This is a genomic window from Rhodococcus sp. 06-1474-1B, from assembly GCF_002258885.1.
In the GTDB taxonomy this organism is placed as follows: Bacteria; Actinomycetota; Actinomycetes; order Mycobacteriales; family Mycobacteriaceae; genus Rhodococcoides; species Rhodococcoides fascians.
In genome coordinates, this window is sequence record NZ_NOYR01000034.1 from 464,913 (window position 1) to 484,504 (window position 19,592).

Annotated in this window: 21 protein-coding genes; 4 read left to right on the forward strand and 17 right to left on the reverse strand. The window is 63.8% G+C overall.

The features are described 5' to 3' along the window. Nucleotides 1–60 precede the first annotated feature (60 nt). Genes CH266_RS23990 through CH266_RS24025 form a run of 8 tightly spaced genes read right to left on the reverse strand, consistent with a single transcriptional unit; the run spans nucleotide 61 to nucleotide 7,059 of the window. Nucleotides 61–681 (reverse strand): TenA family protein, encoded by a 621-nt coding sequence (locus tag CH266_RS23990; protein ID WP_094716299.1) that lies wholly within the window; start codon nucleotides 679–681, stop codon nucleotides 61–63. Then, a complete protein-coding gene (locus tag CH266_RS23995; RefSeq protein ID WP_027495427.1) occupies nucleotides 678–1,430 on the reverse strand; it encodes a glutamine amidotransferase in 753 nt (250 codons plus the stop codon). The genes CH266_RS23990 and CH266_RS23995 overlap by 4 nt, the downstream gene beginning before the upstream one ends. A 9-nt stretch (nucleotides 1,431–1,439) precedes the next feature. Further along, nucleotides 1,440–2,465 carry a phosphotriesterase family protein gene (locus CH266_RS24000; RefSeq protein WP_027495428.1) on the reverse strand — a complete coding sequence of 342 codons (1,026 nt, stop codon included), beginning with the start codon at nucleotides 2,463–2,465 and terminating at the stop codon, nucleotides 1,440–1,442. Next, the gene (locus tag CH266_RS24005; protein ID WP_032374888.1) at nucleotides 2,462–3,496 is read right to left on the reverse strand and encodes an ABC transporter permease; all 1,035 of its coding nucleotides are present in this window, start codon (nucleotides 3,494–3,496) and stop codon (nucleotides 2,462–2,464) included. The genes CH266_RS24000 and CH266_RS24005 overlap by 4 nt, the downstream gene beginning before the upstream one ends. Continuing rightward, entirely contained in the window at nucleotides 3,493–4,278 is a 786-nt protein-coding gene (locus CH266_RS24010) for an ATP-binding cassette domain-containing protein (protein WP_032367058.1), read from the reverse strand. Before CH266_RS24010 ends, CH266_RS24005 begins: the two co-directional genes overlap by 4 nt. A gap of 4 nt (nucleotides 4,279–4,282) precedes the next feature. Beyond that, on the reverse strand, nucleotides 4,283–5,296 hold the full coding sequence (locus tag CH266_RS24015) for a substrate-binding domain-containing protein (protein WP_032367057.1): 1,014 nt from the start codon (nucleotides 5,294–5,296) through the stop codon (nucleotides 4,283–4,285). After that, nucleotides 5,293–6,189: a carbohydrate kinase family protein gene (locus CH266_RS24020; protein WP_094716300.1), complete on the reverse strand. Its 897-nt coding sequence runs from the start codon at nucleotides 6,187–6,189 to the stop codon at nucleotides 5,293–5,295. Before CH266_RS24020 ends, CH266_RS24015 begins: the two co-directional genes overlap by 4 nt. Before the next feature lie 3 nt (nucleotides 6,190–6,192). Then, nucleotides 6,193–7,059 carry a BtpA/SgcQ family protein gene (locus CH266_RS24025; RefSeq protein ID WP_230592013.1) on the reverse strand — a complete coding sequence of 289 codons (867 nt, stop codon included), beginning with the start codon at nucleotides 7,057–7,059 and terminating at the stop codon, nucleotides 6,193–6,195. Between the two features lie 202 nt (nucleotides 7,060–7,261). Between CH266_RS24025 and CH266_RS24030 the strand changes: the two genes are divergently transcribed. Beyond that, nucleotides 7,262–8,287: a LacI family DNA-binding transcriptional regulator gene (locus tag CH266_RS24030; protein WP_094716301.1), complete on the forward strand. Its 1,026-nt coding sequence runs from the start codon at nucleotides 7,262–7,264 to the stop codon at nucleotides 8,285–8,287. On the opposite strand, the gene CH266_RS24035 is transcribed toward CH266_RS24030, so the two are convergent. From CH266_RS24035 to CH266_RS24050, 4 genes are all read right to left on the reverse strand, one after another. After that, nucleotides 8,248–9,330 carry a M20 family metallopeptidase gene (locus CH266_RS24035; RefSeq protein WP_094716302.1) on the reverse strand — a complete coding sequence of 361 codons (1,083 nt, stop codon included), beginning with the start codon at nucleotides 9,328–9,330 and terminating at the stop codon, nucleotides 8,248–8,250. The genes CH266_RS24030 and CH266_RS24035 overlap by 40 nt on opposite strands. An 84-nt stretch (nucleotides 9,331–9,414) precedes the next feature. Then, nucleotides 9,415–10,248, reverse strand: a complete 834-nt coding sequence (locus CH266_RS24040; protein ID WP_094716303.1) for an alpha/beta fold hydrolase — start codon at nucleotides 10,246–10,248, stop codon at nucleotides 9,415–9,417. A gap of 19 nt (nucleotides 10,249–10,267) precedes the next feature. Further along, on the reverse strand, nucleotides 10,268–11,485 hold the full coding sequence (locus CH266_RS24045) for a lipase family protein (RefSeq protein ID WP_094716304.1): 1,218 nt from the start codon (nucleotides 11,483–11,485) through the stop codon (nucleotides 10,268–10,270). 9 nt (nucleotides 11,486–11,494) lie between these two features. Next, complete coding sequence (locus tag CH266_RS24050) at nucleotides 11,495–12,361, reverse strand: hypothetical protein (protein WP_141214570.1); 867 nt, start codon at nucleotides 12,359–12,361, stop codon at nucleotides 11,495–11,497. Between the two features lie 66 nt (nucleotides 12,362–12,427). Here CH266_RS24050 and CH266_RS24055 point away from each other — a divergent pair, with 66 nt between their 5' ends. Beyond that, nucleotides 12,428–13,159 carry a tryptophan-rich sensory protein gene (locus tag CH266_RS24055; protein ID WP_094716306.1) on the forward strand — a complete coding sequence of 244 codons (732 nt, stop codon included), beginning with the start codon at nucleotides 12,428–12,430 and terminating at the stop codon, nucleotides 13,157–13,159. Here the strand turns inward: CH266_RS24055 and CH266_RS24060 are convergent. From CH266_RS24060 to CH266_RS24075, 4 genes are all read right to left on the reverse strand, one after another. Next, the gene (locus CH266_RS24060; protein ID WP_217901026.1) at nucleotides 13,146–13,700 is read right to left on the reverse strand and encodes an alpha/beta fold hydrolase; all 555 of its coding nucleotides are present in this window, start codon (nucleotides 13,698–13,700) and stop codon (nucleotides 13,146–13,148) included. The two genes, CH266_RS24055 and CH266_RS24060, sit on opposite strands and share 14 nt — an antisense overlap. Nucleotides 13,701–14,003: 303 nt before the next feature. Beyond that, nucleotides 14,004–15,791, reverse strand: coding sequence for an FAD-dependent monooxygenase (locus tag CH266_RS24065; RefSeq protein WP_094716307.1), 1,788 nt, complete (start codon nucleotides 15,789–15,791; stop codon nucleotides 14,004–14,006). Beyond that, complete coding sequence (locus CH266_RS24070) at nucleotides 15,788–16,714, reverse strand: fumarylacetoacetate hydrolase family protein (protein WP_094716308.1); 927 nt, start codon at nucleotides 16,712–16,714, stop codon at nucleotides 15,788–15,790. The genes CH266_RS24065 and CH266_RS24070 overlap by 4 nt, the downstream gene beginning before the upstream one ends. Nucleotides 16,715–16,740: 26 nt before the next feature. After that, nucleotides 16,741–17,376, reverse strand: coding sequence for a VOC family protein (locus CH266_RS24075; protein WP_094716309.1), 636 nt, complete (start codon nucleotides 17,374–17,376; stop codon nucleotides 16,741–16,743). 154 nt (nucleotides 17,377–17,530) lie between these two features. On the opposite strand from CH266_RS24075, the gene CH266_RS24080 reads away from it, so the two are divergent. Beyond that, the gene (locus tag CH266_RS24080; protein ID WP_080729392.1) at nucleotides 17,531–18,154 is read left to right on the forward strand and encodes a TetR/AcrR family transcriptional regulator; all 624 of its coding nucleotides are present in this window, start codon (nucleotides 17,531–17,533) and stop codon (nucleotides 18,152–18,154) included. A 28-nt stretch (nucleotides 18,155–18,182) separates the two neighbouring features. Then, nucleotides 18,183–18,842: an enoyl-CoA hydratase/isomerase family protein gene (locus CH266_RS24085; protein ID WP_094716310.1), complete on the forward strand. Its 660-nt coding sequence runs from the start codon at nucleotides 18,183–18,185 to the stop codon at nucleotides 18,840–18,842. On the opposite strand, the gene CH266_RS24090 is transcribed toward CH266_RS24085, so the two are convergent. Beyond that, nucleotides 18,811–19,581: a TetR family transcriptional regulator gene (locus CH266_RS24090; protein ID WP_094716311.1), complete on the reverse strand. Its 771-nt coding sequence runs from the start codon at nucleotides 19,579–19,581 to the stop codon at nucleotides 18,811–18,813. The genes CH266_RS24085 and CH266_RS24090 overlap by 32 nt on opposite strands. Nucleotides 19,582–19,592: the final 11 nt, after the last annotated feature.

Here is a 19,592-nt window from a genome sequence, read left to right on the forward strand (position 1 = left end):
CGCGCAGTGGTGCGGCAAAGCGCCGCCCAGGGCACATAGCCGCACCACTGCCGCAGGCACTCACACTGCGTCGTGGAATTCGTTTTCGGCGGCCAGCATCCCCTCGAACCACCTGTCGAGCGTCTCGTCGTCCACGGCGTCCATGCGGTCGACTTCATGGGCCAGTGCGTCGACCTGAGCGACGAAGGTCGACCGGGTGTGCATGGCAATCCATTCTTGAAGTGCCGGTTCGCGTTCGGCGGAGGACTTCATCGCTGTTCGGCACCACGATAGGTACAGGGTCTCGGCGGCGAACATCGCTACCAGAGCGGCACTTCTACCTTCTCGCTGCGCGAGTCCGAGGGCATAGTCCGACAGCGCCGAGGAACTCGCGACCAACTCTTCGGTATTGCCGTCGAACGGAAACTTCTCGCGGAGACCGGCGAAGTACGCTCGCTGTTCTCCGACGAGGTTCGACATCGACATCACATGATCCGACGCGTCGTCCAATGACGTCGACTCCGCGACGACCAGCCCCAGAATGCGGACCGCAGTGAGTACGAACGCCTCCTCGATCACCAGGTACCTTCGAAAGTCCTCATCGGAGAGTGATCCGTCTGTCGATTGCACGATGAACCGAACTTGCTGAGCAGCAGCGAGGTTGGGCTGTTGACGCTCGACGAGTTGCTGCGAGCGTGTCACGCGCCGGCAACCCACGTGATCAAGCCGTCGAACAGGTCGGTGTAACCGGGCCATTGTTCGCAGAACTCGGGCGGGGCCCAGTGCGGCGAGCAATCGGAGGTGAAGACCGCGGATCGGCCCGAGCCGTATTCGCCGACCGCGACGAGCGGATCTCCATTGATGGTGGCGGGCACGGCAGCGCCCTCCTTCGGTACCACTCGGTTGTAACCGAGCAAGGCGGGCCACTGTGTTCCGCTGGCACCCAGTGCGGCGTGCGTGCTGTCGACGACATCGGGAACCATTCCGCCGGGAGCCTCGACTCGGTCGTCTTCGGCCAGCAGTGTCACCGGCAATACGTCGGCGAGCACAGTCTGCCGATACGCGGCGCGCGCTTGGAAACCGGAGAACGACAGGTACCCGCCGATCATGATCAGTCCTCCTCCGCTGCTCACCCACTCACGCAGTGCGGCAAGCCTGTCGTCGCCGGCCTGGAAGCGGTCGAACACGTTGGGCGCGAGCTGAATCGAATTGGCTCCGATATCCGAGAGCACAATGACGTCGAACTCGGACAGGGCCTCGGCCGTGCCGGGGAATTGTGTGGGAACGAGGTGCGCGGGCATGTGAACCACTTCGTGCCCGCGCGAGGTGAGTGCGTCACGCAGGGGTCCGACCCCTTCGACGTAGGAATGGACGGTGAATTCGTCGACGCCTTTGACGTGGGTGGACGAGGTCATCCAGCTTTCGCCGGCGATCAGAACTTTCTTACCCATGGTGGTTCTCTATCCTTTTCCGGCGCTCTCGAAGAGCGACCTGGGGTTGTCCTGCATGAGCGAGGAGACGTGGTGTGCGTCCATTCCGCTGCGGACCAGCCGCGCTGCGAAAGAGACTGGAACGTAGGCCAATCCGTTGCCACCGAACTTGCGGAGCATCGACTTGAGAAACAGATCGTGGCTGAGCAGCAACTGGGATCGATAGCCGCCGCCGACGAGGCCGCAGATCGCGAACGCGGTATCGGCGGGCGACGGCGACTGGCCCTCGCCTGCGAACTCGAAGGGCATGCCGATCATGTCGAACTCGAGGAAGACTCCGCGATCGGCGAGGGCGCACTGATAGTCGGGGTCGTCGCCCGAGGGGTCCATGTGGCAGAGCACCACAGCTGCCGGGTCGACACCCATCTCGTCCACGACGATGTCGAGGACTTGATGTCCTCTGCGTTGCCAGCCCGGGAGATGGACGAACAAGGGGACGTAGGTTTCTCTTTGGGCGATGCAGGCGGCTCTCAGTGCTTTGGCCTCGGCGTCGGTGAAGGACGGCGAAACGCCGATCTCACCGATCACCCCCGGCCGCGGCCCGTCGCCGGTGAATTCGGCGATGAGCCGGGCCGCGAGGTTGTCGATACCGAGCGCGGTGACCTCGGGCGGGTGCGTGGGTTCGAGATACCAGCCCGAACCCATGACGACGCGTACTCCGGACTCGCGTGAGTAGTGCTCGAGGATCTCGGGTCGCCGCCCGATGCCCGGCGGCGTGAGGTCGACGACCGTGGTACCGCCGTTGTCCGCGAACACTTTCAGGTCGTCGAGTACGGCCGCCGCGTCGTCCACTCGGCAGTTGTCTGCGCTGTGGTACGGGTTGTCGTGCAGCAGCCAGGCGCGGTCCGCCGATACCGGACCGGACAGCAACTGCGCCAGAGCCGGGTCGGCAGCTTCGGAATACGCGGTCGAGGCGTCGTTGTGCAGATGCTCGTGCGGTAGCACCAGTCCCAGTTCGCTGGAGTCGATCGGCCCGGTGACGGTCTGGACGATCATTGCTTACCCGGTGCGCTCTGCAGGTGCTTGAACAGCGAAGCCAGAGAGTGCCCGCGCATGTTGATCCAGATGGCAACGAGCAGAACAACACCGGTGATGATCGGTGTCAGGAACGGGCTCACACCGAGTAGCGTCAGGCCGTTGGCGATGATGCCGGTCAACACTGCACCTATGACGGTGCCGATGACCGTTCCCCGGCCGCCGAACAGGTTGGTGCCTCCCAACACCACTGCGGTGATGACGGTGAGCTCGAAACCATTGGCGGAGTTGGCCGATCCCGAACCGAGTCGTGCAGCGATCAATAGGCCCGCGATGCCCGCGGCGAGCCCGGTGAACACCAGGGTCATCATCAGCACGCGACGGGTGTTGACGCCGGAGCGTCGGACGGATTCGACGTTCGAGCCGATTCCGGTGACGTAGCGGCCGAATCGTGTGCGGTTGAGCGCAACAGCGCCGACGATCACTACGGCCAGAGCAATCCATGCGCTTGCCGAAAAGCCCAGCCACGACGCCGTACCCAGTTTCGCGAAGGCGGTACCGGGAGTGATCGGCACCGAGAAGCCCTCGGTCCTGTACAACGCGATGCCGCGGATGATGGACAGGGTTGCCAGGGTGACGATGAACGGCGGAATGCCCTGGTATGCAGCGAGCCAGCCGTTGACCAGGCCCCATGCTGCGCCCATCAGTGGTGCCGCGACGAACACCACCGAGGAGTCGACGCCGGCTTGGATGAGTTCGGCGCTCATCGCGGCGACGAAGGCAACCGTTGCTCCGACCGACAGGTCGATCTGACCGGTGGTGATCACGAACGTCATGGCAACGGCGATGATGAGAACCGGAGCAATCTGCGTCGCGAGATTCGAGATGTTGGTGAAGGTCAAGAACGAGGACGTCGTCACCGAGAACACCAGGGCCACTGCGACGGTGACCGCCAGCATGGCCAGGGTCGGTTTGTTGGTCTGCTGCCACAGAGTCGGGCGAGCCGCGAGTTTCTCCACGGTCGGCTGGGCTTTCTTGTCCACGGTGATCATGGGCGGCCTTCCGGCGAGGAGGGTGAACGCTGGGGAACCGGCGTGCGCGTGATCAATCCGACGAGCGACTCGATGTTCAGATCGCCGATCGGAACATCGTCGACGCTCTGTCCCTCGTACATGACGGTGATGCGGTCGCAGACCCGGAACAGGTCCTGTAGGCGGTGCGTCACCAGGATGACTCCGACGCCTTGGGCTGCGACGTCGGTGATGAGTTTGAGGACCGATTCGACCTCTGCCACAGCAAGAGCGGCGGTGGGTTCGTCCAGAATCAACACGTCCGGTCGAAACGAGACCGCGCGTGCGATGGCCACCGTCTGGCGTTGCCCACCGGAGAGTTGCCCGATCTCCTGGTAGGTCGACTTCACCTTCACGTGCAGGTCCGCCAGAATCTTGGCGGAACGTTCGTGCATCCCGTGGCGATCGAGGAACGGCCCCTTGCGTGGCTCGCGGCCGAGGAACAGATTGCTTGCGACGTCCAAGGTGTCGCACAGGGCGAGGTCTTGGTAGACGATGCCGATTTTTTTCTGTTGCGCGTCCAGCGGTGTCGAGAAGCGCACCGGTTCCCCGTTCACCCGCATCTCTCCACCGTCGTGTTGGACGGCGCCGGCAAGGATTTTCATGAGCGTCGACTTGCCGGCGCCGTTGTCTCCGACGACCCCGAGTACTTCGCCGCGACCGAGTCGAAGGTCGACTCCGCGAAGCGATTTCACCGGGCCGTACGATTTGGTGATTCCCGAGAGTTCGATCAGTGGCGCGACCGTCAGGTCTTGTTGTGCCATAGGGCTACTTCTCCAGGTAGTACATGTAGTCGCCGACGTTCTCCGGAGTGACGATCTGGGTCGGTACCGGGATGTCAGCGGGTGCGGTCCGTCCGCAGCCGAGGTCGATGGCGGCATTCATGGCCTCGTAGCCGAACTCGAAGGTGTTCTGCTGCACGACGCCTTTCAGCCACCCTGCGTTGAGAGCGGAGACGGCCTGATCGGACAGATCCCAGCCGACGGCCTGAATTCGGTCCTGCGCGTTCTGACTGTTCACGGCGGCGACCAACCCGATCAGAGCAGGCTCCCCGGTGGCGTACACGTACTGCATGTCCGGGTTGCCGGTGAGCAGGTTCTCGGCCGCGGTTTGCGCGTTCTCCTGGATGTTGCGGCCGTCGACCACGGTGCCGACGGTCATCCCGGCCGCCGAGACGGTATCGGTGAAGCCTTTCTGACGTTCGAGCTGGATGGTGCTGTTGAGTGCGCCGACGATTCCCACGGTGCCGGTGTTGTTCGCCAACGCAGTGAGGGTGTCGCCGATCTGAACGCCGCCTTCGGCGTTGGCGGTGCCGACCTGCGTGTCCACGGCAGGATCGTCGACGGTGGCGTCGACGGCGACGACCGGGATGCCCGCAGCATCGGCCTTGACGATAGAGGGCTTGATGCCGTCCGTGTCGATGGCATCGACGATGATCGCGTCGACGCCCGAGGCGATGAGGTTGTCGAATGCGTTGGCCTGGCTGACCGAGTCGTCGTTGCCGCTGATGATCTGCAGTTCGACGCCGGTCTGGTCGGCGATCTTTTGGGCTGCGTTGTTGATCTGGTTGAAGAACAGGGCCTGCAGGTTGATGGTGACGAGACCGACCTTGAGGGTGCCGTTCTTGCCGTCGCACGAATCGGCGACGCGGCTCGGATCCGGGATGCTCGACGCGGCTGCGTCGGTTCCGCCCGCGGTGTCGCTGCTGGATGCGGAGTCGCACGAGGTGAGGGTGAGCGCAAGTGCGGCACCGAGAACGAGGGGGAGTGCGCGTTTGATCATCGGGTCTCCTGGAGATCGACAGTGGCGAGGGTGGAGGTGAAGTCGGCGAGTTCGGTTGGAGTGGGGCATCCGCGTGGTCCGGCTGTAGCGCAGGCGAGTGCTGCCGAGATTCCCGCCATTCGGGCTGCGTGGATAGGGGGTTCGCCCGCGTCGATGAAGGCGATGTAGGTGCCGCAGAAGCAGTCTCCGGCTCCGACGGCATCTATGACGTCGACCGATACTGCCGGTTCTGTCAGGGTCTCACCCGAGGGTGTGACCAGAGTCCACCCGCGTTCGCCGTCGGTGACGACGAGGTGGGTGTCGTGCTCGGCGGTCAGTATCGGCCACCGTTCGGCTGGGATGCCGAAGCTGTTCTGCCACAGACTGCGTCCGACGATGACGTGGTCGGCAAGGGCAAATGCGTGCAGTGCGGCGTCGACGTCGTCGCAGCCGTCGAGGTCGATGGCGAGGCCGACGTTGCCGGGGAGCGTGGGTGGGAGCATCGATGCGCGGTAGCCGTCGAGGAACACGCGTCCACCGTCGATCGAGAGCTTGTCGAGGACCGTGCGTAGTCTGCCTGCGTCGTTGGCGTCGTCCTGGCTGATGATCGATCGGTCCCCGCCGTCGGCGATGAGAACCACTGCGGTGGAGAGGAATGCGTCGCGCGGTGCCCAGCTGGTGTCGACTCCGTCGCGTTCGAGGGCCGCGAGGAATTCGGAGGATCGAATGTCCGGGCCCACCGCGCCGGCGAACGCGACGCAGGCTCCCATGCGGGCTGCCGACACTGCGGCGTTGGCATTCATGCCGCCGTCGATCGACTCGATCGTCGTGGCCTGCACCCTCTCTCCGAGGGTCGGAACATGCGGAACATGAACCGTGACATCGTTGTTGGCGTAGCCGAAAAATACGATCATCGTCTACTTCCCGGCTGCGCGGGACACGTCGCGAACCTTCTCGCCGGAGACCCGGCCCCACCAGCGTGCATTCTCCTTCACCGAAGAAGCGATGATGGCACCGTCGCATTCGTTCATCAGGTCGGCGACGTTGGCCGCCGTGATTCCCGATCCGATGATGACGGGGAGGACCGTGTTGTTCTTGATGACCGACACCTCGTCGACCGAGGCGGCGTCACCGGTTCTCGAGCCGGTTGCGATGAGCACGTCTGCGTCGAAGAATTCTGCGTCCTCGGTCTGTTCGGCGATGGTGCGATCGGCAACGATGGCGTGGGCACCGTGCTTGACGTGAACGTCGGCGAAGATCTTGACCGGGTCGGCACCGATGCGGTGGCGAAAGCGGGTGGTCTTGGCTGCCTGGCCTTCGATGAATCCCTCGTTGGCGATGTAGGCGTTTGCCCACTGGTTGACCCGCACGAAGCTCGCTCCGGCGGCCCACGCTGCGGCCACGCCGCATTCGCCCGCGTTGGACAGGATGGATACTCCGACTCTGCTGCCGAACTCACCGACGACGGAGGCGGTGACGACGCCCATGCTGGCCGCTGTTTCGTATCCGTGCTCTCCGGGCTTGAGGAAGGGTATGTCCCAATGATTTTCGACGATGACGCCATCGAATCCGTTGTCGATGTACGCGTGCGCCTCCTCTACGGCGAAGCCTGCGATCTCGGAGACGGGCTGGCCCTTGTAGTGCGGGCTGCCCGGCAGTGCGGGTAGGTGGATCGCGCCGATGAGTGCGGGTGCGGAGGTGAACATCTCGGCCAGCGCCGACGGCTTTGTCGGAAATACCCCCAGCGAAGCTGAGGGGTTCGGATCCGACGGGGACGTACTCACGTAAGGAGCTCCTCTGGTGTGGGCGTCGACCAAGGCGATGTAATCGATTGCCTCGTATGTATGCACCGTAGGCGATCGGCACCGGGTCGTGTCAAGGAATTCTTGAGTCGTTTATGTAAACGATTACCTCTACTGTGTAAACAGCATCGCAAGCGACCGTGCGGTTCGCTAGCCTCGGTTCACACGCGAGAGTAGGAGTTGGATGCGCAAAGCAACCATTCGTGACGTCGCGGAGCGCGCGGGCGTCTCGACAGCCACGGTGTCTCGGGCGCTCTCGGGGTCACGTCCGGTGTCGGGCGACGTTGCCGCGAGTATTCGGCAGGCGGCGGCCGAACTCGGCTATTCGGGCAACATCATCGCCAGCTCTCTGCGCCGCAACCGCACGGACACGGTCGGGATGGTGGTGCCCAGTATTGCCAACCCGTTCTTCACCTCGCTCGTCGTCAACGTCGAACACGTTCTCTCGCAGCGTGGACTGCAGCTGTTCCTGTGCGATTCGCGATCGGATCCTGAAGTAGAGGCGCAACGGCTACGTAGTCTGGTCTCGCGTCAGGTCGACGGCATCATCATCAGCCCGTGCCATGGAGAACGTTCCGCCGAGGCCGTTCGTGCGTCGGCCCGTGCGATCCCTGTGGTTCAGCTCGACCGCTTCGCTCTCGATACTCATACCGATTGGGTCGGCGTCGACGATGATGCCGCTCAGGGTCTGATCATGGATCACCTTGCTGCACAGGGGGTTCGGAGTGCCGCATTCATCAGTTCCGAGCTGACCAATTCGTCGACGGAGTTGCGGCGGGCGGGCTTCTTCCGCCATGCCGAGCGCGTGGGGATTCGGACGCGGGACGAGTGGACGTTGTTGGGTGATTATTCGATCGACTGGGGGCGTGAGGCGTCGCGCTCGATCCTCGCTGCCTCCACGCGGCCCGATGCGGTGGTGGGCGCGGACGACCTGATCGCCCTCGGGGTGCTGCAGAGTTGTCAGGCTCTCGGGTTGTCGGTTCCGGGCGATGTGATGGTCACCGGGTTCGACGACATTCCGTTCTCTGCATTGAGCAATCCGCCGCTGACCACCATCCGGCAACCGCAGGAACGAATCGCTGAAGAGGCCACTCGCCTACTGGATCAGGCCATGAACAGCGATCACACCGGCACTGCGCACATCGCGTTGCAGCCGGAGTTGGTGGTCCGTCAGTCGACGGTCGGCCACGCACGCGTCGCCGCGGTGTAGGCCACGATCGCCGCATCGAGTTCGTCGAGCGTGACGGTTTCGTCGGCGGCGTGCATCAGTGCCGGCGTCCCCGGCCCCCACACGACAATAGGGGCACCGGGGGCAGCGGATCCGATGATGGACGCGTCGGTGAAGTACGTGACCGGTTCTGTAGCAACGGTATGCGGAAGGCCATCCACCCATCGGTCGCCTTGGGGTGTGCGAACTCCTGGCAGATCGATGCGAGCGTCGGCGTGATCGACCTCGGGTTGATCACGCCACCAGGACAGCAGTGCCGAGCCGTCCCCGACGGTGCGATGGTCGACGACGACGTGTGCGGTGTCGGGAACGATGTTGGGTGCCGAGCCGCCGTCGATCAATCCCACGTTGAACGTTTCGGCACCGAGGAACTGATCCGTAGACAGCGGGAGCTCGGTGCGGGCTCGTGTCAACACGTCGACCAGTTTCATGATTGCACTCTCACCCCGATGCGGAGTACTTCCGTGTGCTGCAATGCCTTTGGTGGTTACGTCGACCCACAACGCACCTCGATGCCCCAGATGGACGCGATTTCCCGTTGCCTCGGGAACCACGACCGCTCCTACGGCGCACTCGGCGACGGCGTGGCGAGCGGCACGCGCACCGAGTGACCCGATCTCTTCGTCGCTGGTGAGCAACAGGGCGGCAGGAACCCCGTTGTCGAAGGCGTCCATCACCGCAGCGGTGGCGGCAACAAGCCCGGCCTTCATGTCCGAGGTGCCGCGGCCACGGAGAACACCGTGTTCGATATCTGCAGCGAAGGGATCGAACTGCCAATTCGACAGATCACCCGCCGGCACGGTGTCCACGTGGCACGCGAACATCAACCGCTTCGACGTCGGCGGGGAGGGATTGGTGATCAACAGCCATGGGTGGGGACCATCCGGATCGCCGTCGATGGCAAGGTCACCGACGCGGGCCCTGAGCACGGACACGATTTCGTCCATCGACGAGCGCTGGGGACGGGGATCACCCGACACAGTGGGCTGGGTGACCAGTTCGGTGAGAAGTCCGACGGAATCCATGACTCCAGTATGCCCGTGGTGCCTGCGGCAGTGGTGCGGCAGAGCGCCGCAGAAGGCACATAGCCGCACCACTGCCGAAGGCATCTACGAGGCGTTGGCGATGATTGCCTGCGCGGCCTTGGTCGGTGCCTGAGTCGGGATCCAATGCGTCACTCCGGCAAGCACAGTCAGGGTGTAGCGGGCATCGACGTACTGTTGTGCGCGTTCGATGGCCGAGCGGCCGATGAAGGTGTCGCCGTCACTCCACACCATCGACGTCGGGACCGTGATTCGCAGTCGACCGACGCCCGGGATCGAGAACGGCAGTCCGCGATACCAAGTGACAGCGAAAGGAAGTGCGCCGTAGTCGACGATGTCCGTGCGGGTGCGCTCCAGGTCGTCCGCATTCATACCGCTTTTCTCATACCACTTTTCGGCCCTCTGGCCAGGTCGTGTCATCCATTTCTCGGGGAGCACCGGCAGTTGGAAGAATGCGAAGTACCAGGAGTGCAGAATTTGTCGTGAGGTGAGCAGAGCCGTGATGAACGACCCCGGATGCGGGACGGAGAACGCGGTCAGCGACAACATCAGATCCGGCCGCCGACCCGCGGTGACCCACGCGATGTTCGCTCCCCAGTCGTGGCCGACCAGATGCACCGGGGCTCCGATCGTGTCGATGAGGGCCACGACGTCGTCGACGAGCGCACCGATACGATAGTCGCGTCGGCGTTTGGGTCGGGCACCCGGCGAGTACCCGCGCTGATCGGGCGCGACTGTTCGGAACCCCGCCTCGTTCAGCTGGTCCATCACTGCGGACCACGACGCGGCACGTTCGGGAAAGCCGTGCAGCAGCAACACAATCGGTCCGTCCAGAGGTCCCTGGTCGAGGACGTCGAACTCGAGTCCGTCATGGGTGTAGCGTGCGATCCTCCCGCTCACCGAAGAATCCTTTCGTTGGTCAGCACGTGCTGGGAACCGATGCACCGGCGAATTCGGCGGCGAGGAATTGCATGGCCGCGTCGTCGCTCACGTTGTGTCCCTGCTCTGGTTGTTCCTGAGCGACAACCAGATCGCCGAGCGCACACGCTGCGCGGACGGCGTCGGCCGTCCACTGCGGTAGCACGATGTCGTCGCGCGCACCGTAGGCGACGAACATCGGCACGGTGGTTCGTACCTGCGGGAGGGTATAGCGGCCGATCAGATCGAACAGCTTCTGTTCTGCCGCCGGGGATCTCGGTGCGAACTCCGTCGGTGCCATCTCGCTGACCGCGCGCTCCTTGGTTGCGGTGTTCGTGCCCTGACACGCGAGTAGTAGTTCTGTGTTGGTCTGGGCCACCGTGCCGCTGTAGTCCCGAGGGTCGAGGGTGGGATCGACCTGTTGCGCCCCGTAGAGCAGGTACGGCAGCAGCCCTTTCTGCGGTGTGGTCAGGGTGCCGTCCCTGGCGGCACGCGCCAGCGGTGCCAGATCCGTGGGCGGGGACAGTGAGACCGAGGCGATCAGTTCCAGCCCCTGCCCGTAGCTGGAGTTCAATTCGTTTGCGGCCCAGGCGGCTTGCCCGCCCTGTGACAGTCCGACGGCCGCCCACCGAGCAGAGGTCTCGGGCAGGGCGTTGTGGACGGCGCGAGCCGCGTCGATCATGTTGTGCCCCGCAGTGCGCGGCTCCAGGTACGGGTGGGTGCCGTCTCCGCTGCCGAGTCCTTGGTAGTCGGGCAACACCGTGACGTAGCCGAGTTCGGTAAAAGCCTCGACCGTGGAGTCCAATCCGAGTAGGTCGGGGTAGAGGGAGGGCCCGCAGTCGGCCTGTACGCCGGTGGTGCCGTGGCCGTAGACGACGATGGGCCATCCACCTGCTGGAGGTGTACCGGGTGGAACAGCGGCGACACCGGAGACCGCAGTCGCAGAATCATCGACACCGGATGTCGACTCGTACACGAAGCGATAGACGGTCGCACCCGTCGCAGTGAGCCTGGCCGAGCGGGACCCGAAATCCTCCGATTCGAGCAGCGTCCCCGCAGTGCCCGTGAGCTCGTACTGCGACTGTGCTGCGGACGTCGTTGCGGGCGCGGGTGACTCGGGCGCAGCGGGCGACGAACTGCATCCGACGGCCGTCACCAGCGTGAGCCCACACGCAGCTGCGAAGACTCGGCGAGACGGCAGGGCAATGGATGCGGGCATGCCGCGTGTCTACCAGAAGGCGGCCAACAACTCCTCGGTCGCCTGCAGCGGGGCATAACCATCGGGAATGACGCGACGGCATCCGTCGAGTTCGATGGTGAGATTACGAATGTTCGACGGCCATCCAGCAACATATGTCGTCACCGCCGTCCGCGTCGCAGACATCGAGCAGGGCCCGGCGGGTGCCAAGTCTTCGATCGATATCCCGATCTCGCCGGTGACTCCGGTGAATTCGGTGCCGGAGAACAAGCAGTACATAAAACCGATGGTCAGACCCGCTGCGCGCTCACTGCCGAGGAGAACCTCGGAGTAGTGAGGGGAGCAGCTCGAGACTCGTTGCCGGTCGTAGCTGATCACCGATACGTCGTGCTCGAATTCGGTAACCACATCGAGTGTCCGAATTTCGGCGATGGCGCTGTGATTCAGGAGCCCGCATTCCCCAGTAGGGAGAGTCGGTTCCATTGCGCGCCCTCGGTTGTCGACGAGCCATATCTGCGGCGGCTCGACGACGCTGTATGTCGGGCAATAGCCGCGGATCAGCATGCTTTCGGACGGCGCGTTCAGTAGGCGGATCACCTCGGTGAGGTCGCCTTCGTATCTGTGCTCGCGGTACGGCACGGTGTCGGGGGCGACCCCCTCGTCGATTTGGTCGCAGACGATTGCGGCTACTGGAACGAAATCGTCAGGCACCGTCCCGGGGGTCAGCCGAGGGAATCTCGGCCGCGGCTCGTCTATCTGGGGCCCTCGGTCGCACTGAAATGCTTCTGCTGATCCGATTTGAGCCACGACCCGGTGGGGACTCAGCGACGCCGGCGACGCACAGGTGACTGCGGTGATGGCGACGAGCATCACCGCCACCGTCCATCGCCATGTCATCAGCACAACGTAGCGGCATTGCAGTTCAGGGTTTGTCGCTTCTGTTTTTCGGGGACTATCGCAGCCATGAGGATTGGCGTCGTTGTCAGTGCGGTCGTTGCGGTTGTGGTGTCGTTTCTCGGCTCCGGCGCGTGGGTAGGGACGCCCATTGCCGAGGCGGCCGGCGGTGCGCTCAGTGCCACGTCGACGCTGGTGGCTCCCGCTGGTCCCGCGTTCTCGATCTGGTCGCTGATCTACACCGGTCTCATCGTCTATGCCGTCTGGCAGTTCCTACCCGGCCGAACTGCACGTCACGACGCCTTACGGGCACCGGCCATCGCGTCGATGTTGCTCAATCCGGCGTGGATTCTCGCGATTCAGTTCGGGCAGGTGTGGCTCAGCGTGGTGGTCATCGTCGCGCTGTTGGCCGCTCTCGTGCGCGTGTTCGTACTCCTGCAACAGCAGCGCCCGGAATCCGTGGCCGACGCGTTGATCACCGACGGCACGATGGGCCTCTATCTCGGGTGGGTGTGCGTCGCGACGATCGCCAACATCTCGGCGTGGCTGGTCGATCTCGGAGTGACCGGCGGCGCAACGTTCTGGGCAATTGTCGTACTCGCTGTCGCGGCGCTGGTCGGGGTGACTCTCGCGCGCTACTCGAACGGGGCCATTGCTCCGATGCTCGCGATCGTGTGGGGTCTGGGATGGCTGGCACAGGGGCGTCTCGGCGGCGAGCTGACGAACGCCACAGTCGGATGGACGGCAGTAGTTGCCGCAGCGATCGTCGCTGTGGTGACGGTGGCAATCAAACTGCGTTGATGATTCTCCGACATACATCGAGAACTTCTTCGGGGTGGGTCAAGTGCACCGAATGATCGGCTTCGGGCCATTGTTCGACCCTCGCGCCCAGCGCATCGGCCAAACGCGCGTGCGCCGGGGTCATTCGTGAATTCGGTTTCCGGTCGGCAGTGACAACGACGGACGGCACGCGTGGGAGGTCGCACTCGCGGAAGCTCTTCGCCAGGTCGGCCAATCCGTCGGAGGCATCACGGAGCCGCGGAATGTCGACTCCTGCGGTCCGAACAAGGGCAGACCGACACTCCGGTCGCATCGCATGTCGGTCGGCCAATTTCTCTGCCTGTGTTCGCAGCCCCGAGGCAATCGCCCTTCGCAACAGGGGAACTCGCCATGCTAGGCCGGCCAGTGGCGCCATCAGCTCGGTGGCCTTCGCCAGTTTCACGTCGTTGACGGCGGATGGATCGAGGAGAATCAGACCCGCCACGTCTTCGGGGTGGTCTCGGGCGAGAAGCAGCGCCGCAGCGCCTCCGAGACTCTGCCCGACGACGATCGCGGGTGCCAGTCGGTGCTAGTCCAGCATCGTGTGCAGCGCGGTACTCGCTCCGGCCAGAGACCCGCGTGTCGTGTTCGCGCCGGTGCCGGGGCGGTCGTACAAACACCACCCGGCATCCGGGGTCGGCGCGAAGTCCCTCCACGAGACCGGGAAAGAACCCTTCGACGGGCTCGGCTCCGCCCGGTAACAGGACGACGACCGGTCCTCTGTCACCGAGAATCCTCACCGATTCCGAGTTCGACACCAGGCTCCTTTTCGACGCTTCCACTGGTTACCGTGTCACGCGGGAGCCGCCGCGACAACCCCCTGCCGTCAAACGGTTCCGACGTAGTAGCTTCCCCACTGCGTGCTCAGAAACGTCGACAGCGAGGCCTGCGCTCCCACAGTCGAATCGGCGGCGCGCCAGGCAACATGGCCGTCGGGTCGGACGAGGACGGCTCCCGTCTCACCCACCTCGAACAGTGACATCAGCTCGTTGCGATCGACGCCGACGGGTGCGTCCAGCACGACCAGCGCGATTCCGGGCCTGGAAGAACTGAGTCCCTCCACCACTGCTGTCCACGCTGAACCGTCGAACGTGAACAGCGTCAACATGTTCGGGTCCAACACGTCGTGCGGCGAGACGAGTTGCCCGTCGACCGAGACGAGCGCATGCGGCAATCGCGCACCGGGGTACGTGGTGGGCACGTAATCGACGACGTCTTCCACGGGCTTCGTCGACGCGTCCTGGGCGATCAGTGGACTGTCGTAGAGGTAGCCGAATTGGAGGCCGGTGGAGACGAAATGCTCCAACTGCAGTGGAATCGCCGCCGCGATTTGGGCACGCAGTTCCGCCGACCCGGGGACGTCCGGGCGCAGGCTTCGTGACCGACTCATCTGTTTGCGGGTTGCTGCGGCTGCGATGGGCGCGATCAGTCGGCCCGGGATCTTGTTCAGTGGTGCCCGCCCCATCGCCTGAGTTGCCTTGGCCAGCATGGCGTTGGTGATCCCGACGCGCTTGCCGATGTCGTCCATGCGGAAGTGGTTGGCCACGCTCTGTTCGGCGAATTTCTCCACCACCGGGCGGCGCTCGGTGTCGTAAGTGTCCAGCAGCTCCGGGCCTGCCGCACCAGAGAGCACGGCATCGAGCTTCCACGCGAGGTTGTGGGCATCCTGCACTCCTGAATTGAGCCCGAAGCCGCCGGTATGCGGGAAGCGGTGAGCGGCATCGCCCAGCAACAGCAGCCGATCGTGGCGAAAGGCGTCGGCCGTCTGAGACGTCATCACCCACGTGCCCGTCGATTCGAGCTCGAAGTCGTTCGTACCCAACGCCTTCGGTAGCGTCTTCTCCCAGAATCGGCGGCCGTTCCTGGCGATCTCCTGCGCGGGGTGCAGATAGGCCGTCATCAGGATGTAGCGGTGGTCCGCGTGTGAGATGAGCACTCCGCACAGGTCCGGGGTGTAGATCCAACTCAACAGCGGACGCGCGTCGTCGGGAAACAGTGTGTTCGACGTGAAGAACGCACTGCCCATGTTGGCGAGTACCGGTCCGGTCAACGGTATCCCGGCTGCGTCGCGGGTCGCGCTGTTGGCACCGTCGCAGGCGAGGACGTACGGCGCACGTACTTCGGCGGCGTCACCCGTCACGGTGCGGAAGGCGACGCGCGCGTCACCGGAGTTCGATTCGACCGATTCGACGGAGACTCCGCGGCGAAATTCGATCAGCGGTTCGGCGTCCACGGCGTCCCACAGCACGGGCATCAGAATGTGCTGGCCGATGTGCGACACCATGTACGGGCTCTGGCTTTCCACGATGGCTTTGCGTTCGGGATCGGACAGCAGATCGATCGACCCGATCGCGTCTCCTGCCAGGTCGCCGTACCAGCTGATCAGATTGACCTGTTCGTGCGGAGGCGACATCGCCGCTATGGACTTGGCCAGTTCGGGGCTGTACTCGTTCCATATCTCCAGCGTCCGAGCATTGATGACGTGAGCCGCCGGATGGAACAGGGGACTGGTTCGACGCTCGAGCAATACCGTTCGAATACCCCTGCGCGCCAGCAGAAGCGCTGCAGTGGTACCCGCCGGCCCGGCACCGATGATGACGACAGGAGTGCTCATCGGACGACGGTTTCCTGGGTCCCCAGGTCGATCGACCCGTCCGGAGTGCGAATGGTGGCAGTGACGACGTCGTCGACCGAGAGGTATTTGGGGTTCTTGGCTTGGCGTGCGAAGAAGAACTTCCACTTCAGCGCAGGCGGGATGAGTTCACCGATCTTCTGGATCGCTTTGGGCGGCGCGGAGATTGCCGTGCCGATCGGAGTTCCGGTCAACAGGACGTCGCCTGCGGTCATGTTCTGAAAACGGGCCAGTCTGGTGAAGGCCTCGGCGGGCGGCGTGATGAGGTCGTCGCCGATGGTCTGGTCCTGACGGATCTCCCCGTTGACCGCCAGTGTCATGCGTAGCTCGGGCAGTCGTCGCAGCTCATCGTTGTCGAGCAGCACCAGCCGAGGGCCGAGTGGAGTGAAGGTGGGATACGACTTGCTCTCGTACACCTGCACTTTCGTCAACTGGATCTCCCGAGCCGACACGTCGTTGGCCACGACGAAGCCCGCCACGTAGGACGCGAGGTTGTCGTCGGTGACGGTTGTCCCGATGGGGATATCGGCACCGACCACCACGCCCAGCTCGATCTCGTAGTCGAGCAGGGCTACCTCCGGCGGTTGCCGAATGGGATCGTTCGGTCCGCTGATAGACGCGGACGACTTACGAAAGAACGTCGGCTGCAGAGTCTTCGGGTCCGAGCCGGCGTCGATCGCATGGGATCGGTAATTGAGCAACTGCGCCACCACTCGGCACGGTGCGGTGATAGGTGAGAGGAGTTCGAGCTCGGCGACATTCGTGCCTGTCCCCGATGCGGCGTCGATGGCCGACGGGTCGGCCAGTAGCTGATGGGTGGTCTGCGCAGTGGTGTCGATCCTGACGGCTTGGTCGCCGTCGAGTCGCCACCAGCCGTCCGTGGTTCGAATGATGTTGATGGGCATAGCTTTCGATCCCCCCTAGCAATCGGTCACAGAGTTTTCGGTGTGATGGTCTTCTTGTTGGCGATCACCGGCCGGCCGGGCCTGGTTCCGGCCTCACGCTGCCGCAGTTTCTCGTGGGTCGCTCCGTTGCGGAGTCGGCTGAGGAGGTAGTCGGGGTCGATGTTGACGCCGATGGGATTGCGCGCGAATTCCTCGGTGAAGAAGAAGGCCGCGGTGTGGTCGGGATCGAAATTCTCCACTTGGAACTCGAGCCGAATGCCGTCGGGGTCCTCGTAGTACAGCGAGATCGTGGGTCCGTGATTGATGGACCACACGGGAAGGATCCCCTGGCGCTTGAGCCGCACATAGTTCTCCAGCAGTCGTTCCAGAGATCGGAATGTCAGGGCGATGTGATCGATGCCGTAGGCCTTGCGCCGCAGCTTGGCGAAGGGGAACAAGAACTTCACCGGCTTGGGTACTGCGATGATCGCGAGTCGATGCGACTCGTCGTCCCAGGTCAAGAACGTGATCTCGTCGTCCTGGTAGGCGATCTCGGCCCCGAACACCGTGCCGTACCAGCGCACCATCTCCTCGGTTCGCGCAGATTTGACGACCCAATGCGCGATGTAGTCGGGCGCGACCCGTTGCGTCTCGATCGTCGGTGCATCGTGCGTTGCCCTCATGAATCGACCTTTCGTCGCGATCGGAGTGTGATCCAGATTAAGTGCAGTTTGACTGTCAGTCAATAATTTGACTGATGGTCAGTCGAAAATCCGGAATGGGTGCGGTGCCGAGCGTGTCGTTGTAACAGAGCATTTGCTCTGTTACGGTCACGTTATGCCCCGCCCACGCGTGCACGATCTCGACCACCTACTGAATGTGGCCGAGGCGTTGGCCGTCGAGTCGGGCCCGGCCGCGGTCACCATTCGCGCGTTGTCTGAGCTGACCTCGGTGTCCAACGGGGCGATCTACCACGCGTTCGGGTCGCGGGCCGGACTCCTCGGCCGAGTGTGGTTGCGCGGCGCGCAGCGCATGCTCACAGTGCAGCGAGGGTCCGTGGACGACGCATTGGCGACGGGCACCGCGGTGGACGCAATAGTGGCTGCTGCGGATGCGCCGGCGCGCTTTCTACTCGATCATCCAACGGCCGGACAGTTTCTCATGATTGTGTCGCGTCGAGAGTTGTTGGGCTCGAACGATATTCCGGACGCGCTTGCCGACGACCTTCGTATGCTCGATTCGACGCTCGTCGAGTTGTTCGTGCGGTTGTCGACCGAGATGTGGAACCGAGCGGATCGCACGGCCGTAGCCGTGATCAAGGATTGCACCGTCGAGCTCCCTGCCGCGTTGCTCCTGCGGGGTCGCCGTGCGCCAGACGCATCGGTGCGCGAACGACTCGCTGCCGCCGTGCGCGGCGTCCTCACTCTTCCTCCGCCCCCTCCACCGCCGAAGTCTTCATAGCCTCGGCACCCTCGAAAGGTAGCTCACGATGACTCCTACGCTAGAAATTCGCAGTGACATAGCGATTTTGACGCTCGGCTCGGACGAGAATCGATTCTCACCGGACTGGCTCGATGCGGTCGACGCCCACTTGGACCAGATAGAGCGGTCGGCGCGCGGGCTGATCACAGTAGGAGCGGGCAAGTTCTACTCCAACGGACTGGACCTCGACTGGCTGATGGCCCATGGTGATCGCGCCGATTGGTACGTCGATCGAGTGCAGACGCTGTTCGCCCGAATACTCACGTTTTCGATACCCACCGCCGCGGCGGTCAACGGGCACAGTTTCGGTGCCGGAGCGATGTTCGCCATTGCCCATGACTACCGCTTCATGCGCGAGGATCGTGGCTACTACTGCTTTCCGGAAGCGGATATCAACATCCCTTTCACTCCCGGCATGTCCGCTCTGATTCAGGCGAAGCTCTCTCCGCAGACGGCCATGGTCGCAATGACCACGGGACATCGGTACGGGAGCGCGGAGGCCCTCACTGCAGGTCTCGTCGACGGCGTAGCGGCCGAGGACTCGGTGATCGATGCTGCGCTGGAGCGGCTCTCGGCAATTTCCGGTAAGGACAAAGCCACCATCGGAGCCATCAAGACGACCATGTTCGCGTCGGTCACCGCTGCGCTGCGTCAGGGCCGACAGTGACGTCGTAGTCGGTCGCGTCGCGCCGCGCAGGCGGGATCAGAAGGTGAACGCGGCCGACGAGGGCCAATGCCGTGTCGGCGTCGGCACCGTCGAACACCGCGGTGTGGATGCCGCGCATGGCACCGGTGAGCAGTCGGGCTGAGGCAGGGAGGTCCGTGGCGTTGTCGATCTGCCCTGCTTCGGCAGCGGCGCGGAGTAGTTCGGTGATGGCATCGACGAAGCTGTCGTGCCAACGCTCCGCTGTGCCTTCGGATTTCGGGACTCCGAGATTGCGGAACAGCACGTGCGTGCGCGGGGTCTCGTAGATGCTCTCGGCAGCGATTTGCAGAAATGTCTGCAGCTGCTCGAGTGGGGTGTCCGGCCAGCCGGCGTCCGCGGACCGTTCACGGATGCGTTCGATCAGAACGGTGGCGGCGTCGTCGACGGCGGCTTGAAAGAGTTGGCGTTTGTTGGGGAAGTGGTGGAAAGCAGTTCTGGGGGCCAGACCGCATTGCGCAGCGACACTTTCGATCGTGATGTCTGCATAGTCGGCGTGCCGAAGCAGCTCCTGGGTGGCCTCGATGAGGCGTGTCGGTGCGGGCCCGGGTTCGTCAGTGGTCGACGACCCGGCCCAGCGGTACAGCGTGGTGGTGTGGATGCCCAAGTCCGTGGCCACGGCTGTCGGGCTTTCGGAACCCCCGAATGCCCGTGCCACCGCCTCTCGGCGATCGGCGAGTGTGAATCTCGAGACCCTGGCCATGATCGTGACAG